General features: G+C 71.5%; 13 protein-coding genes. 10 read left to right on the forward strand and 3 right to left on the reverse strand.

Going from position 1 to position 15,911, the window contains the following annotated elements; all coding sequences use genetic code 11:
- Positions 1-24: 24 nt before the first annotated feature.
- Positions 25-1,767: an aa3-type cytochrome oxidase subunit I gene (ctaD, locus tag JJ691_RS31330; RefSeq protein ID WP_211763183.1), complete on the reverse strand. Its 1,743-nt coding sequence runs from the start codon at positions 1,765-1,767 to the stop codon at positions 25-27.
- Positions 1,768-2,093: 326 nt separating this feature from the next.
- On the opposite strand from ctaD, the gene JJ691_RS31335 reads away from it, so the two are divergent.
- The 3 genes from JJ691_RS31335 (at position 2,094) to JJ691_RS31345 (ending at position 5,421) form a co-directional block, all read left to right on the forward strand.
- Positions 2,094-2,921, forward strand: a complete 828-nt coding sequence (locus JJ691_RS31335) for a phosphotransferase (protein WP_211763184.1) — start codon at positions 2,094-2,096, stop codon at positions 2,919-2,921.
- Between the two features lie 373 nt (positions 2,922-3,294).
- Positions 3,295-4,284 carry an asparaginase gene (locus tag JJ691_RS31340; protein ID WP_249227135.1) on the forward strand — a complete coding sequence of 330 codons (990 nt, stop codon included), beginning with the start codon at positions 3,295-3,297 and terminating at the stop codon, positions 4,282-4,284.
- Between the two features lie 126 nt (positions 4,285-4,410).
- On the forward strand, positions 4,411-5,421 hold the full coding sequence (locus JJ691_RS31345; protein WP_306291322.1) for an SMP-30/gluconolactonase/LRE family protein: 1,011 nt from the start codon (positions 4,411-4,413) through the stop codon (positions 5,419-5,421).
- Here the strand turns inward: JJ691_RS31345 and JJ691_RS31350 are convergent.
- The gene (locus JJ691_RS31350) at positions 5,408-5,884 is read right to left on the reverse strand and encodes an SMI1/KNR4 family protein (protein WP_211763186.1); all 477 of its coding nucleotides are present in this window, start codon (positions 5,882-5,884) and stop codon (positions 5,408-5,410) included. The genes JJ691_RS31345 and JJ691_RS31350 overlap by 14 nt on opposite strands.
- A 104-nt stretch (positions 5,885-5,988) precedes the next feature.
- Between JJ691_RS31350 and JJ691_RS53095 the strand changes: the two genes are divergently transcribed.
- The 5 genes from JJ691_RS53095 to JJ691_RS31375 are packed head-to-tail and all read left to right on the forward strand — an operon-like array spanning position 5,989 to position 10,366.
- Positions 5,989-7,710, forward strand: a complete 1,722-nt coding sequence (locus JJ691_RS53095) for a sensor histidine kinase (RefSeq protein ID WP_211763187.1) — start codon at positions 5,989-5,991, stop codon at positions 7,708-7,710.
- A complete protein-coding gene (locus JJ691_RS31360; RefSeq protein WP_211763188.1) occupies positions 7,662-8,318 on the forward strand; it encodes a response regulator transcription factor in 657 nt (218 codons plus the stop codon). Before JJ691_RS53095 ends, JJ691_RS31360 begins: the two co-directional genes overlap by 49 nt.
- Before the next feature lie 26 nt (positions 8,319-8,344).
- Positions 8,345-9,172 carry a metallophosphoesterase family protein gene (locus JJ691_RS31365; protein WP_249227136.1) on the forward strand — a complete coding sequence of 276 codons (828 nt, stop codon included), beginning with the start codon at positions 8,345-8,347 and terminating at the stop codon, positions 9,170-9,172.
- Complete coding sequence (locus JJ691_RS31370) at positions 9,169-9,768, forward strand: 4'-phosphopantetheinyl transferase family protein (protein WP_211763189.1); 600 nt, start codon at positions 9,169-9,171, stop codon at positions 9,766-9,768. Before JJ691_RS31365 ends, JJ691_RS31370 begins: the two co-directional genes overlap by 4 nt.
- Positions 9,761-10,366, forward strand: a complete 606-nt coding sequence (locus JJ691_RS31375) for an HD domain-containing protein (RefSeq protein ID WP_249227137.1) — start codon at positions 9,761-9,763, stop codon at positions 10,364-10,366. Before JJ691_RS31370 ends, JJ691_RS31375 begins: the two co-directional genes overlap by 8 nt.
- Here the strand turns inward: JJ691_RS31375 and JJ691_RS31380 are convergent.
- A complete protein-coding gene (locus JJ691_RS31380; protein ID WP_249227138.1) occupies positions 10,363-10,974 on the reverse strand; it encodes a pyridoxamine 5'-phosphate oxidase family protein in 612 nt (203 codons plus the stop codon). The two genes, JJ691_RS31375 and JJ691_RS31380, sit on opposite strands and share 4 nt — an antisense overlap.
- Before the next feature lie 131 nt (positions 10,975-11,105).
- On the opposite strand from JJ691_RS31380, the gene JJ691_RS31385 reads away from it, so the two are divergent.
- The gene (locus JJ691_RS31385; RefSeq protein ID WP_211763191.1) at positions 11,106-12,875 is read left to right on the forward strand and encodes an HSP90 family protein; all 1,770 of its coding nucleotides are present in this window, start codon (positions 11,106-11,108) and stop codon (positions 12,873-12,875) included.
- Complete coding sequence (locus JJ691_RS31390; protein WP_211763192.1) at positions 12,872-15,610, forward strand: hypothetical protein; 2,739 nt, start codon at positions 12,872-12,874, stop codon at positions 15,608-15,610. The genes JJ691_RS31385 and JJ691_RS31390 overlap by 4 nt, the downstream gene beginning before the upstream one ends.
- The last annotated feature ends 301 nt before the right edge of the window (positions 15,611-15,911 follow it).

Below are 15,911 nucleotides of genomic sequence, written 5' to 3' on the forward strand. Positions count from 1 at the left end.
CTTGGTCAGATGTTCAGTTGACGGTCACTTCTCCGTCGGGTCGTCGCTACCCGTGACGGCCGCGGTGAGCGCCTCGGACGGCGCCGGCTTGTGGCCGACCTCGGCCTCCAGGCGCAGCCGCTCCACCATGTGCGGGTAGTGCAGCTCGAAGGCCGGCCGCTCGGAGCGGATCCGGGGCAGCGAAGTGAAGTTGTGCCGCGGCGGCGGGCAGGAGGTCGCCCACTCCAGCGAGTTGCAGTAGCCCCACGGGTCGTCCACCTCGACGACCTCGCCGTAACGGTAGCTGCGGAACACGTTCCAGATGAACGGCAGCGTGGACGCGCCCAGGATGTACGCGCCGATGGTGGAGATCGTGTTCAGCGTGGTGAAGCCGTCGCTGGCCAGGTAGTCGGCGTACCGGCGGGGCATGCCCTCCGCGCCCAGCCAGTGCTGCACCAGGAAGGTGGTGTGGAAGCCGATGAACGTGGTCCAGAAGTGCAGCTTGCCCAGGCCCTCGTCCATCATCCGGCCGGTGATCTTCGGGAACCAGAAGTAGATGCCCGCGTAGGTGGCGAACACGATGGTGCCGAACAGCACGTAGTGGAAGTGCGCCACCACGAAGTACGAGTCGGACACGTGGAAGTCGATGGCCGGCGCGGCCAGCAGCACGCCGGTCAGACCGCCGAACAGGAAGGTGATCAGGAAGCCGACGCTGAACAGCATCGGCGTCTCAAAGGTCAGCTGCCCCTTCCACATGGTGCCGATCCAGTTGAAGAACTTCACCCCGGTCGGAACCGCGATCAGGAAGGTCATGAACGAGAAGAACGGCAGCAGCACGGCGCCGGTGGCGTACATGTGGTGCGCCCACACCGTCACCGACAGGGCCGCGATGCCCAGCGTGGCGTAGATCAGGCCCTTGTAGCCGAACAGCGGCTTGCGGCTGAACACCGGGAAGATCTCGGACACGATGCCGAAGAACGGCAGCGCGACGATGTAGACCTCGGGATGGCCGAAGAACCAGAACAGGTGCTGCCAGAGGATGACGCCGCCGTTCTGGGGATCGAACACGTGCGCGCCCAGATGCCGGTCGGCCAGCAGGCCGAACAGGGCCGCGGTCAGGATCGGGAAGGCCAGCAGCACGAGGATCGAGGTGACCAGGATGTTCCAGGTGAAGATCGGCATCCGGAACATGGTCATGCCGGGGGCGCGCAGGCAGACCACCGTGGTGATCATGTTGACGCCGCCGAGGATGGTGCCCAGGCCGGACAGGATCAGGCCGACGATCCACAGGTCCGCGCCGACGCCGGGGGAGTGCACCATGTCGGACAGCGGGGTGTAGGCGAACCAGCCGAAGTCGGCCGCGCCGCCCGGGGTCAGGAAGCCGGCGACCACGATCGTGCCGCCGAACAGGTAGGCCCAGTAGGCGAACGCGTTGAGCCGCGGGAAGGCCACGTCCGGCGAGCCGATCTGCAGCGGCAGCACGAAGTTGGCGAAGCCGAACACGATCGGGGTCGCGTACAGCAGCAGCATGATCGTGCCGTGCATCGTGAACAGCTGGTTGAACTGCTCCTGCGAGAGGAACTGCAGGCCCGGCTGGGCCAGCTCGGTGCGCATGAGCAGGGCCATCGCGCCGCCGACCATGAAGAAGGCGAACGACGTGACCAGGTACATGATCCCGATCTGCTTGTGGTCGGTCGTGTGGAACAACCGCAGCAGTGCGGATCCCTTGACCGTCGTTCGCGTCGGATAGGGACGCGTAGCGATCGGCTGCGGTGCTACGGCCGTCACGATGCCCTCCAGCCAGTGTCATCTCGGGAAACCAGTTGGATGGTAGACCGGCGAGATCAGGTCAGCTCGCCTGGGCCGCGTTTTTGGCGCCGCCTTCGGCGTCGCGGCTCGGCCCCCGGGTAGCCGATGCCTCGCCCTTGCCGGATTTAGCCCGCCGCGTCCGGCTATCTGGTGGGGCGCGTCGGGTGGCGGCGGGCGAAATCCGCCAACCGGGCGAAGCATCGGCGGGGCCTCGCGCTCTCCTGGGCTGATGGGCCTGTTGCCGTCAGATTGGCACTGACTAATTCGAGTGACCGTTATCACTGCCCGTGACAGCATGTTCGGGCATGGAACAGGCGATTCGGGCGGCGGTGGCCTACGCCGCGGCCCACGGAATCCGGTCGGCCGAGCCCGCCGTGCTCAAGGACGGCAGCAACGTGCTGGTGCACCTGCGACCGGCGCCGGTGGTGGCCCGGGTGGCCGGCACCACGGGCCTGGTCCGACACCCGGTCGCGAACTGGTTCGCCCGCGAGGTGTCCCTGGTGGACCACCTGCTCGGCCACGGTTCGCCGGTCGTCTCCCCCACGCCCGAACTGCCCCGCGGCCCGGTCGTGCACGACGGTCTGACCATGTCTTTCTGGACGTTCGTGCCGCACGACCCAGCCGTATCGATCAAGCCCGTCGACTTCGCGCTGTCGCTGGCCTCGTTGCACCGCGCGCTGGCCGACTACTCCGGCCCGCTGCCCACTTCCGGCCCGCTGGACGACATCCTGCTCGGACTGCCTTTGGTCGGGGAACATGCTCCGGTGCTGCGAGCCGAACACGAGCGGCTGTCGGCTCTGCTGCCCACCGGCGGGCAGGCCCTGCACGGCGACGCGCACCCCGGCAACGTGCTGGCGACGCCGGCCGGCCTCGTCTGGAACGACTTCGAGGACACCTGGCGCGGGCCGATCGAGTGGGACCTGGCCGTCCTGGCCCGCACCAGGCTGTTGGACGGAGAGGCGGCACTGGCCGCCTACCCCGATCCGTTCGACGCCGACCTGGTCGAGCTGTGCCGGGAGATCCGCTGGCTGCAGGTGCAGGTCTGGATGCAGGCCAGCGTGCGCCGCAACCCGGCCCGCAAGATCGAAGTCGATGCCGAGTTGACAAGGTGGATCGCCCATCATCGCAGGTGAGAAGGCTGTGCTTATGCCGCGCGTTCCGCGCGGGGCGAGGCCGCTCGTGACCGGCCTCGCACTCTCTTGCGTCAGCGGCTGCATGTCATATCGGCATGGGAACTGGGCTGGCGGGCGGCTTCAGCGTGGTGTTGGACGGCGTCGGCGGAAGCCACCCGCCGATCAGCGGCCGTCAAGCCAAGAAAGTGCGAGGCCCCGCCGGTGCTTCGCCTGGTTGGCGGATTTCGCCCGCCGCCACCCGACGCACCCCACCACCCGGCCAATGCGGCGGGCGAAATCCGGCAAGGGCGAGGCATCGGCTACCCGGGGGCCGAGCCGCCCCGCCGAAGGCGGGGCAATGACACAGCACGGCACATGTGGTACGCCAGTGCAGGTGACCGACTTCGTGACGGTGATCGCGCTCGGTGGAACCATCGCCATGGCCAGGCCGGCCGACGGCAGCACCGGGGCCGTGCCGGCGCTCGATGTGGACGAGCTGCTGGCCTCGGTGCCGGGGCTGGCCAAGGTCGACATCGAACTGCGGACGATCGCGTTCCGGTCGCTGCCGGGGGCCTCGGTCGGGTTCGACGACCTGACTGCGCTGGCCGAGCTGATCACGGCCGAGATCGACGCCGGGGCCCGGGGCGTGGTGGTCACGCAGGGCACCGACACGATCGAGGAGACGGCGTTCTTCCTCGACACGAGCGTGCTGGACGGCGCGCCGGTGGTGGTGACGGGCGCGATGCGCAACCCGTCGCTGGCCGGTGCGGACGGCCCGGCCAATCTGCTCGCCGCCGTGCAGGTGGCGGCCAGCGAGCAGGCCGACGGGCTGGGCTGCGTGGTGGTGTTCGCCGACGAGGTGCACGCCGCGAGGTACGTCACCAAGGCGCACAGCGCGAGCATCGCCGCCTTCGTGTCACCGAACACCGGCCCGATCGGCTACGTCGTCGAGGGCTCGCTGCGGCTGCTGAACCGGCCCGCCGACGTGCTCAAGGTGTACGTGCCGCAGGGCGCGCCGGAGCCGACGATCGGCCTGGTCACGGTGACGCTCGGCGACAACGGCACCCTGGTCAAGGCGATCGGCGACGCCGTGGACGGCCTGGTGGTGGCGGCCTTCGGCGCCGGTCACGTGCCGACCGCCCTGGTCGAGCCGCTGACGTCGCTGGCTGAGCGCATGCCCGTGATCCTCGCGTCGCGAACCGGCGCCGGGCCCGTGCTGACCGAGACCTACGGCTTCCCAGGCTCGGAGCAGGACCTGCTGCGCCGGGGCCTGATCGGCGCCGGCTTCCTCAGCCCGGTCAAGGCCCGCATCCTGCTGCGCCAGCTGCTGGCCGCCCGCGCCGGCACGGACGACGTCAGGAAGGCCTTCACCGGCGAGGAGTGAGCCGGCCCCGGCGGGGGTAGTCCGCTTCCCCGGGAATGGCGACCGCCCGAGTTGGGGTGGCCTCCGAACGGTGGCAGCCTGAGCCGTGGCCGCCGCCGGGCGGAGGTGGAGCGCGAGGAGAAGCAGATGGCCCGTCCGACCATCCAGCCGGTCGTCTGGCAGCCGCCGGCCGCGCCCGAGCGGTCCCGGCAGGCGGACAGCGCGCCGCCGATGCCGGCTCCGCGGGTGCTCGCGGTCAATGGTGTCGGGCCCGAGGACGTTGTCGTGGATGAGCAGGGGCGCCTGGTCACCGGCGTGGCCGATGGCCGGATCCTGCGGCTGTCGGACGAGGGCCGGCGGATCGACCAGGTGGCCGAGACCGGTGGCCGCCCGCTGGGAGTCGAACTGCTCGGTGACGGCCGATTGCTGGTCTGCGACGCCGAACGTGGGCTGCTGGCCGTCGATCCCGAGGGCGGATCGGTGGAGCCGCTGGTCGCCGGGCGGGCGATGGCGGCGGGGCGGCCGTTGTGGCTGTGCAACAACTCCGCGGTGGCCCGGGACGGCACGGTGTTCTTCACCGACTCCACGCAGCGGTTCGGCCTTGAGCACTACGTGGCCGACCTACTCGAACACGGCGGCACCGGCCGGCTGCTGCGGCGGGACGTGTCGGGCGAGGTCACCGAGCTGCTGGACGGCCTCCAGTTCGCCAACGGGGTGGCCCTGTCCGCGGACGAGTCGTACGTGGCGGTCGCCGAGACCGGCGCCTACCGGATCCGGCGGGTGTGGCTGACCGGCTCCGACACCGGTCGCAGCGAGGTGCTGGCCGACAACCTGCCGGGCATTCCGGACAACATGAGCACCGGCGAGGACGGCCTGCTCTGGGTCGCCCTGGCCTCGCCCCGCAACCCCGTGCTGGATTGGACCGCGCCCCGGCATCCCTTGCTGCGCAAGGCGACCTGGGCGATGCCGCCGGCCTTGTTGACCAAGCTCGAGGTGCGCACCACGTGGGTGGTCGCCATCGACGGCACCGGCGCCATCGTGCGGGACCTCCAGACCTCCGCGCCCGGCTATCACATGGTCACCGGCGTGCGGCAGCACGACGGGAAGCTCTACCTCGGCAGCCTCCGGGAACAGGGCATCGCGGTCATCGACCTGTGAGGCCCTCGACGAACGACCGGAAGTCCGGCGCGAGGGCCAGTTCCGTCTGCCGGTCGGTGTCGATCCACGTCACGGCGGGCTCGGCGGAGCGCCGGTAGTCCAGGGCGATCCAGCAGTGGCCGTCGCCGGAGACCGGCACCACGCCGTCCGGCAGGCCCCACTCGTCGATCAGGTCGGGGACGTCGAGCAGTGACGCCACGCCCGGGGTGTGGCCGATGCCCATCAGATCGGTGACGGGCACGTGGTCGTCGGCCCACGAGGTGGGCGCCGAGGTCGGGAAGCGGCGGCGGCCGCAGGCCACGATGCCGCCGTTCTGGACGCGGAGGAGATCGAGCAGCGCCGCCGGCAGGGTGACGCCGAGCAGGTCCTGGGCCTGGAGAACCGCCTCGTCGGTGAGCGGCGGCTGCACGGCGTAGGTGCCGCCGCCCCAGAACACGGCCTTGATCTCGTCGAAGTCCGCCACGCCGGCAGCCTAGGCCCGTGACCCGCAAGAGTGCAGGTGGCTGCACTCCCGGCACGCCGGTGGATCGGCCAGACTCGAACCACGGCGCGGCAGGGGGTGGAGCCATGGCACGGCTGAGGGGGTTGGGCCTGGTCGTGCTGGCGTTGCTCGGCCTGCCGCTGGCGGTGCTGGACCTGGCGGCGCTGATCTTCGGGGTGTCGCCGGTGGTGCTGGGGATACGGCGGCTGCCGGTGCTGGCGCGCCGGTTGGCGGGCGAGTGGTGCGAGGTGCCGATCGCGGAGCCGTACGACCCGATGCCGGGGCCACCCCGGCCGAGGCCGGACGGCCTGTACGAGGTGCGGCGGCGGCTGTATCGCCGGCCTTACGTGCCGGTGTTCTGGCAGCAGGTGCACTGGCTGGCGGCGGACGGGGCGACCTGGCTGGATCTGTTGTGGCTGGTGGTGAATCCGTTGGGCGGCACGGTGTTGGGGCTGGTGGCGGCGGTGGCCGGAAAGCCCGGCCTGAGGTGGCACGGGCGGTGGACCCGGGCGCTGCTGGGGGCGCGAAGGCCCTGGCCGAACTGGGTGCGGGACCGAACGCTGCTGGTGCTGGACGGGGCGCAGCTGGCAGCGGTGGCCGTGGCGGGGTTGCTGTTGGTGGTGGTGCAGCTGGCGGCGGGAGTGCTGGCGCTGGCGGGGGTTTCGTCGCCGTTGATCGTGCTGGTGGAGAACTCCAGGACCTTCGTCAACTACTACCGGCGGAGGATCGGGGGCATCGACGAGCCGTACCGGCCGGTCCCGGCCCCGCCACGGCCCGAGGCAGACGGGCGGTATCGGGTGCGGCGGCGCGTGTACCGGTCGCCGGCGGTTCCCACGCGGCTGGCCCGGCTGAGCTGGCTGGCCAGGGATCCGGCGTCCGGCCGGGACCTGCTGTGGATGGTGCTGAATCCACTGGTCACGGTGACCCTGCTGGCGCTGCCGTGCGCGGCGCTGCTGTTGGGATTCGCGCAGGTGACGACCACAGTCACCTATCTGTGGCACCACACGCAGCCGGGGTGGCAGGTGCCGGCCGGGGCGTTGGCGACAGCGGTGGTCCTGATGGTGGCGCCGACGCTGCGGAGGTGGCACGACCGCTGGACGCGGGTGCTGCTGGCGCCGACCGAGGCGGCGAGGCTGGCCAAGCGGGTGGAGCGGCTGACGGAGACCCGTGCCGACGCCGTGGACACGCAGGCCGCGGAGCTGCGGCGGATCGAGCGGGATCTGCACGACGGGGCGCAGGGGCGGCTGGTGGCGATGGGTATGGCGCTGCGAACGGTGGAAAGGCTGCTGGACGCGGATCCGGAGCTGGCCCGCAAGCTGATCGTGGAGGTGCGGGAGAACACGGCGACCGCGCTGACCGAGATCCGGGAGCTGGTGCACGGCATCCACCCGCCGGTGCTGGCCGAGCGTGGCCTGGCGGACGCGATCCGGGTGGTGGCGCTGGACAGCCCACTGGACGTGGCGGTGGCGGCCGACCTGCCCGGACGGCTCGATCCACCGGTCGAGTCGGCCGCCTACTTCGCGGTGCGGGAGCTGCTGACCAACGCCGCCAAGCACTCGGGCGCTGACAAGGTGCGGGTCGACGTCAGTCATGCCGGCGGCCTGCTGCGGATCGTGGTGTACGACGACGGCCACGGCGGCGCGCATCTGGCCGGCGGGACTGGGCTGTTGGGGGTGCGGCGGCGGCTCGGTACCTTCGACGGAGTCCTGGACGTGCGCAGCCCCGTCGGCGGGCCGACCACACTGACGATGGAGATCCCGTGCGTGTTGTCATCGCGGAGGACGTCTACCTCCTCCGGGCCGGACTGACCCGGATGCTGGAGGCGTACGACTTCGAGGTGGTGGCCGCGGTGGAGTCGGGGCCGGAGCTGCTGGCGGCGCTGATCGAGCACCGCCCGGACGTGGCGGTGGTGGACGTGCGGCTGCCGCCGACCTTCGCCGACGAGGGCCTGCGCGCGGCGATCGAGGCCCGCCGCACCCATCCGGGCCTGCCGGTGGTGGTGCTGTCCCAGCACGTCCAGCAGCTCTATGCCCGCGAGCTGCTGGCCGACGGCGGCGCCGGCGTGGGCTACCTGCTCAAGGACCGGGTGTTCAACGACGAGCAGTTCGTGGACGCGCTGCGGCGGGTGGCGGCCGGCGGCACGGCGATGGACCCGGACGTGGTGGCCAAGCTGATCAGCGGCACGCCGCCGCTGGCCAAGCTGAGCCCGCGGGAGCGGGAGGTGCTGGAGCTGATGGCCGAGGGGCGGTCCAACGCGGCCATCGGGCAGCGGCTGTTCCTGTCCGACAGCGCCGTGAGCAAGCACATCGCCTCGATCTTCGGCAAGCTCGGGCTGGCCGCCTCCGACGACGACAACCGGCGAGTACTAGCAGTTCTGGCACATATCGCCGGGAATTCGTCGGACAGCCGACCCTGACCGTTCGGATTGCCTACGATCGAACGGTGAAGTTGTTGGCGGTCAGCGACCTGCACGTCGCGTACGAGGAGAACCGGACGATCACCGAGGGCCTGCGGCCCGAGTCGGACGACGACTGGCTGATCGTCGCCGGCGACGTGGGCGAGATGTCGACCGACATCGAGTGGGCCCTGGGCCTGCTACGGGAGCGGTTCGCCAAGGTGATCTGGGTGCCCGGCAACCACGAGCTGTGGACGCCGAAGGACGACCCGGTGCAGCTGCGCGGCGTGGCCCGCTACGAGCACCTGGTGGAGATGTGCCGGCGGCTGGACGTGCTCACGCCCGAGGACGACTACCCGATCTGGACCGGCGAGGGCGGCCCGGCGGTGATCGCGCCGCTGTTCCTGCTCTACGACTACACGTTCCGGCCGGAGGGCACCAACAACAAGGAAGAGGCCCTGGCCAAGGCCCACGAGGCCGGCGTGGTCTGCACCGACGAGTACTTCCTGCACCCGGATCCGTACCCCAGCCGCGAGGCGTGGTGCGAGGCGCGGGTGGAGCTGACCGAGAAGCGCCTGTCGGCCCTGCCGCCGGAGCTGCCCACCGTGCTGATCAACCACTGGCCGATGGTCCGGGAGCCCACGCGGATCATGTACTACCCGGAGTTCGCGCAGTGGTGCGGCACGGTGCTCACCGCCGACTGGCACCTGCGGTTCCGCTCGGCCTGCTCGGTCTACGGTCACCTGCACATCCCGCGCACCACGCACTACGACGACGTCCGGTTCGAGGAGGTCTCCGTGGGCTACCCGCGGGAGTGGAAGAAGTTCAAGCGCTCCAGCCCGTGGCTGCGCCAGATCCTGCCGGTGAAGCCGTGATCGAGGAGCTGCTGCCGGAGAAGGTGGCCTTCGCCGAGGCGTTCGACGACCACTCCGCGGTGGAGCTGTTCCCCGAGGAGGAGAAGGTCATCGTCCGGGCCGTGGACAAGCGGCGCCGGGAGTTCAGCACCGTCCGCTACTGCGCCCGCCAGGCGATGAAGGCCTTGGGGCTGCCCGAATCCCCCATCCTGCCCGGCGAACGCGGCGCCCCGCAGTGGCCCGACGGCGTGGTCGGCAGCATGACGCACTGCGCCGGCTACCGGGCCGCGGCGCTGGCCTGGGACAGGGACATCGTCACCATCGGCATCGACGCCGAGCCCGACGAACCCCTGCCCGAGGGCGTGCACGAGGCCATCGCGCTGCCGTCCGAGCTGTCGGTGCACGGGCGGCTTCTTTTCAGCGCCAAGGAAAGCGTCTACAAGGCCTGGTTCCCGCTGGCCCGCAAGTTCCTCGACTTCTCCGAGGCCGAGCTGAGCTTCGGCGACGGCACCTTCTCCGCCCGCATCCTCGTTCCCGGGCCGGTCAGGGGATTCGAGGGCCGCTGGCTGATCAAGGACGGGTTCGTGGTGACCGCGATCGTGGTCACCGTTGCCTGACATCGCTTGGCGCGCGGCGATTTCCGCTCTCGGCGGCACTCCCGTCGACACGGACATCGTCGCGCGCTACGGCGAACCCCACCGCCGCTACCACAACCTGGTGCACGTCCGGGCCGTGGCGCGGGATGCCGTCACGCTGGTTTCCTTGACCGAGCAGGAAAAGGCCGAGCTCATCCTGGCCGCCTGCGCCCACGACGTGATCTACGACGCCGTGCCCGGCACCGACGAACAACGCAGCGCCGACTGGGCCCGTTCCTGGCTGGCGAAGTCCAACCTGGAAGCGATCGCCGACCGCGTCTCGGATCTCGTGCTGGCCACCATCAAGCACACCGCCGCCCCCTCCGACGCCGTCGCCTGCGCGCTGTTGGACGCCGACCTCGCCATTCTCGGCTCCTCCGCCGCCGACTACGACGCCTATGCCGCAGCCGTGCGCCAGGAGTACTCGGCCGTCACCGACGAGGCGTGGCGCAGCGGCCGGTCCAGTGTCCTGTCCTCCTTGTTGGACCGGGACTGGCTCTACCTCACCGGCAATGGCCGCGACCGGTGGGAGGCCGCCGCCCGCCGCAACCTCGCTCGCGAGCTGGAATCGTTGCGCTAGTAGAGGCCGTTGGCGTAGGCGGAGCCGTAGTAGCGCTCCAGTTCGGACAGCGGGTCCTCGGGGCGTTCGAGGGCCTTGGCGATGGCCGGCCGGGAGGCTACGGCGTCCGGGGCCCAGGTCTCGGGGTTCCACAGGGCCGAGCGGAGGAAGGCCTTGGCACAGTGGTGGAAAATCTCCTCGATCTCGACCAGCATGACGATCTTGGGGCGGTTGCCCTTGACGACGAGGCGGTCGAAGAACGGGGCGTCGGAGAGCAGGCGGGCGCGGCCGTTGATGCGCAGGGTGTCGCCACGGCCGGGAATCATGTAGAGCAGGCCGACGTGCGGGTTGGACAGCACGTTGTGCCAGCCGTCGACGCGGCGGTTGCCGGGACGGTCGGGCACGGCGATGGTGCGGTCGTCGAGCACGAGGGTGAAGCCGGGCGGGTCGCCCTTGGGTGAGACGTCGCAGGTGCCGTCGGCGGCGCTGGTGGCGATCAGGCAGAACGGCGAGGCGGCCAGCCACTGCCGGTCCAGTTCGTGCAGCGCGGGCCGGGCCTTGTCGGCGACCCGCGGCAGTGGCTCGCCGACCAGTTCGGTCAGCTCGTCAACGGATGTGATCTCGCGCAAGGTGTCCCCCCTCGACGACGAACAGTCCGTGACCGACCCTACGCGCCCTGGGCGCTGACCGGCCCGTCGACAGAAAGCCCCTCTGTGAAAGTTGGCCGCGCGCTCGACCGAAACCATCTACCCTGCTGCGCGTGAACCGCACGTTCCAGGTAGACCTGCGCGGTGTTGTGGACCTGCTCAGCCATCACCTGTACGCCAGCCCGCGGGTGTACCTGCGCGAGCTCATGCAGAACGCGGTGGACGCGGTCACAGCCCGGAGCGCGGCAGACCCGGACGCACCGGCGCGGATCGGGATCGCCACCGGGCCGGGGGCGGTGACGGTGACGGACACCGGGATCGGGCTGACCGAGGCCCAGGTGCACGAGCTGTTGGCGACCATCGGCCGCAGCTCCAAGCGGGACGAGCTGGGCTTCGCCCGGCACGAGTTCCTCGGCCAGTTCGGCATCGGCCTGCTGTCGGCGTTCCTGGTGGCCGACGAGGTCCGGGTGACGACGCGGGCCGAGGGCGCGCCGGCGGTGCGGTGGATCGGCCGGGCCGACGGCACGTACGACATCTCCCCGGCGGACAGGGACGAGGTCGGCACCACGGTGGAGCTGGCCGCCCGCCCCGGCACGGAGCAGTGGTTCGAACCGCCGACGGTGGTCGAGCTGGCCCGCCTGTACGGCTCGATGCTGCCGGTGCCGGTCACCGTGGACAGCACGGCGGTCAGCGGCGCGGGCACGCCGTGGCGCGACGACGACCGCACGCCAGGGTTGCGGCGCGCCGATCTGGTCGGCTACGCGCAGGAGACGCTGGGCTTCACCCCGTTCGACGTGATCGAGCTGGCGGTGCCGGAGGCGGGCCTGACCGGCGTGGCCTACGTGCTGCCGTTCCCGGCGAACCCGGCCGAGCACGCCGGCCACCGCGTCTACCTCAAGGGCATGCTGCTCACGGAGAGCGCGCCGGGCCTGCTGCCGGACTGGGCCTTCTTCGCCCGCTGCGTGGTCGACGCCGGCGAGCTGCGGCCGACGGCCAGCCGCGAGGCGCTGTACGAGGACAACCTGCTGGAGGCCACCCGGCAGGCCCTCGGCGACCAACTGCGCGGCTGGCTGGTCGGACTGGCCCGCACCGACGAGGCCCGCCTGCACAAGTTCCTCGGCGTGCACCACCTGGGCGTGAAGGCGCTGGCCCTGCACGACGACGACATGCTGCGGCTGGTCGAGCAGTGGTGGCCGATGGAGACCAACGTCGGCCGGATGACGCTGGCCGACTTCCGGGCCCAGCACGGCGAAATCCGCTACTGCGCCACCACCGACGACTTCCGACAGCTGGCCGGCGTGGCCGCGGCCCAGGACATCGCGCTGGTCAACGGCGGCTACACCTACGACACGGAGATCGTCGAGCGGCTGCCGGCGATCGAGCCGGGGCTGACCGTGTCCCGGCTGGACCCGACCGACCTGGCCACCCGCTTCGACGGCGTGCCGCCGGACACCGAGCTGGCGCTGCGGCCGTTCCTGACCGCGGCCCAGCGGGCGATGGACCGGCTGGGCTGCGAGGTGGTGCTGCGCTCCTACGAGCCGGCGTCGCTGCCGGTGCTGTTCCTGGTCGACCGGTCGGCGGCGTTCCAGGCCGAGCTACGGGCCACCAAGCAGCGGGTGGACGAGCTGTGGGCGGGCGTCCTGTCGGCGTTCGACAAGCCGGCCGACGACCGGCCGCAGCTGGTGCTCAACCACCGCAACCCGTTGGTGCGCCGGGTGTGCGGACTGTCCGACCCGGACCTGGTCGGCCTGTCGGTGGAGGCGCTGTACGGACAGGCGTTGCTGCTGGGCTATCACCCGATCCGGCCGGCCGACGCGGCCCTGCTCAACCGTTCCTTCCTGGGTCTGCTGGACCAGGCTGTGCCGACGGAGGGGAACCCGTGACCTTCTCCGAACAGGATCTGGCCGACCGGCTCAGCCAGGTCAGTCTCATGCCGTACGGGCGCGGGCAGGTCGCGGCGGTCGAGGAACTGCTGCGGCACGTGGACGCGACCGGCAGCGACCGGCTGAAGTACGCCACCCGGCTGCTGGCCACCAAGGCGTACAAGTACGGCGGCGAGCCGGCGAAGGGATTCGTGACCTTCTCCTGGTGCGTGGCCGCGTACGACCGGGGCGAGAGCGATCCGCTGCACAACCACAGCCTGTTCTGGTACTTCAAGTGGATGGTCGGCGCGCTGACCAGTTTCCCGGAGGTGCCGCTGGACCGGACCTACGGCGTGCTGGACGACATGGAGCGCCGCTACCGGCTGGCCGGGCACACCATGCACCCGGTGCACCAGTACCGCCTGCTCGTCGCGCAGCACATCGGGGACCGGGAGACCGCGGCCGAGCAGTACCGGCTGTTGTGCGCCGCGCCGCGCGGCTCGATGGCGGACTGCGTCGGCTGCGTGCCGACCGCGAAGGCGTCCTACCTGAGCTGGCACGGCCGTTACGAGGACGCGGTCGCGCAGGCGATGCCGGCGCTGGACGGCCGGGCCGGCTGTAGCGAACAGCCGCAGGCCATCCTCACCGAGCTGCTGGAGCCGTACCTGCGCACGGGTCGGCTGACCGAGGCCGCCGAGGCGCATCGCGCGGCGTACCGGACGATCCAGAGCGACCGGGCCGAGCTGAACGCGGTGGCCGACCACCTGGCTTTCTGCACCCGCACCGGCAATCACGCGCGGGCGCTGGAGCTGGTCGAGCGGCACGTGGGCTGGCTGGCCGGGCCGCCGACGCCGCACTCGGACATGCGGTTCAGCGCCATCGCCGCCGGGGCGCTGGGCCGGGTCGCCGACGCGGGCCACTCGAATCTGACGGTACGCCGAGGAGCTGATGAGATCGGCGTGGCCGAGCTGCGGGACGAGCTGACCGAGCGGGCTCTGGTGCTGGCGGCCAAGTTCGACGCCCGCAACGGCACCGACGAGGTCGGCCGGCTGGTCGCCGTGGACCTGGCCGCCGAGCCGCTGGTGGAGCACCTGCCGCTGTCCGGTCCGGCCCGCAAGGCCGCGGCCCGGTCGGCGCCGGAACCGCCGAAGGCAGAGCTGCCGGACTCCCCCGAGGAGTTGGCCGAGCTGGCCGAGGCGCAGTGGTCGCGGGCGGACATCGACGAGTCGTCCGCCACGTGGCAGCGGTTCGACGAGCTGTGCCCGGAGCCGGCGGGCGAGCTGCTGGTCCGCCGGCTGAACGCGCTCGGGGCCACGCAGGCCAGCCAGCACCCGGAACTGGCCGAGCAGACCTGGCAGCGGGCGGTCGACCTGAGCACCGAGATCGGCGACGAGCAGCGCCGGCACTCGGCGCTGGGCCGGCTCGCGGTGCTGTACTGCATGACCGACCGGGGCGACCAGGGCCATCCGCTGCTGGTCGAGATGTGTGCGGAAGTCGACCGGACCGGCGACGCCGAACGCCGGCTCGCGGCGCGGATGCGCCTGCTGGCCGGGCTGGAGGCGATGCATCGCCACGACGAGGCCGCGGCGGTGTTGGCCGGGCTGGACGAGCTGGCGGCCGAGTCCGGCAAGCCGGAGCGGGTCGCCCAGGTCGCGTTCGAACACGCCCAGCGCAGCGGCGCCGTTGAGGACGCCGATCGGGCGGTCGAGCTGTGGCGGGCGGTCGGGCCGTGCAACGCGCTGTACCGGGCCGTGGTGCTCGCCGCCAACGCTCGCGCCGCCGGCGGTGACCTGGCCGGGGCACACGACCTGCTGGGCGAGGCCGTGCGGGCGACCGACCCGGGTGTCCGGGGTTGGGCCGCGCACCAGCGGGGCCGGCTGGCGCTGGACCTCAACCGGGCGCAGGACGCCTACGAGTCGCTGGTGGACGCCATCGCCGCCCTGACCGCGGCCGACGCGCCGGTGGGAATCGCCTACGCCCAGCTCGACCTGGCCGCCGCCTGCCTGGGGCTGGACCGCCCCGACGAGCTGGCCGACTGTGTGGAGGACGCGCTGCCGGTGCTGGTCCGGATCGGCGACGCCGACGAGGCCGCGCGGGCCCGGTTCCTGCTGGCCAAGGCCTATCGGACGCTGGGTCGCGGCGTGCCGGCCCTGGAGCTGCTGGACCAGGTGGCCGAGCACTGCCGGGCCGGCGGCAATCCGGCCGGCTTGGCGCAGATGCTGTCGGCCTCGGCCGAGATCCTGGATTCGTTGGACCGGGACGCCGAGGCCGCGCAGCGGTTCGTCGAGGCCGCCGACGCCTATCGCGAGGCCGAACTGCCGGTGGAGGAGCTGTCGTGCCGACGGCGGTGCGCCACGTCGTGGCTGTGGGGCGGCGAGCACGAGTTGGCCGTGGAGGCGTTGGGCGCTGCCGACGTCTTGGCTGCCCAGAGCCTCGGTGGCCAGCTGGGTGAGACCGAGCCGGCGCTGATCTGGGAGCAGGCCATGCTCGGCTACGACGGGGCGCGGGTGCTGGCCAACACCGAGCGGTTCGGGGAGGCCCTGGTGCGGGTGGCCCCGGTCGCGGAGCGGTTCCGGCGGCTGGAGGCCTACACCGAGGCCGCGATGGCCGAGGCGCTGCGCGGCCGGCTGCTGGTCGACCTGGACCGGCTGCCCGAGGCCGAGCAGGTGCTGACCGAGGCCCTGGCCGCCCTGCCGGAGGAGCTGGAGGGGCCGCGGCGGCAGCTGGCGACACTGCTGGAGCGGATCAGAAGCTGAGCAGCCACGGGTCCTGTCAGGGGGAAAGGACCCGTGGCAAGTCAGCGAGAGCCGCCGTCGACCGGGCCCACCCGCCGCGCCGCAGGTGTGTCGGCGCGAGCCGACCGGAGCCCTCCAGACCCACCGGCCGGCGACAGCGCCGGTGGGTCGCCGTTCCCCCCAAGGTGCGGGCGCCTCGGCATGGACCCCGTCACTGAGCAGACCCCTCTGCTCCTCAGTGACCCGCGAAGTCCTCACCGCTGGAAACCTCAGATCCCCGAACCCGACCCCATCCCCATGGACCCGGTCCGGAAACGCACCT

Source organism: Kutzneria sp. CA-103260 (assembly GCF_018263855.1).
Lineage (GTDB): Bacteria > Actinomycetota > Actinomycetes > Mycobacteriales > Pseudonocardiaceae > Kutzneria.

Coding starts and splice junctions, on each gene's coding strand:
- JJ691_RS53095 (WP_211763187.1), top strand. CDS start 5,989: ATGGCACGGCTGAGGGGGTTGGGCCTGGTCGTGCTGGCGTTGCTCGGC.
- JJ691_RS31335 (WP_211763184.1), top strand. CDS start 2,094: ATGGAACAGGCGATTCGGGCGGCGGTGGCCTACGCCGCGGCCCACGGA.
- JJ691_RS31345 (WP_306291322.1), top strand. CDS start 4,411: ATGGCCCGTCCGACCATCCAGCCGGTCGTCTGGCAGCCGCCGGCCGCG.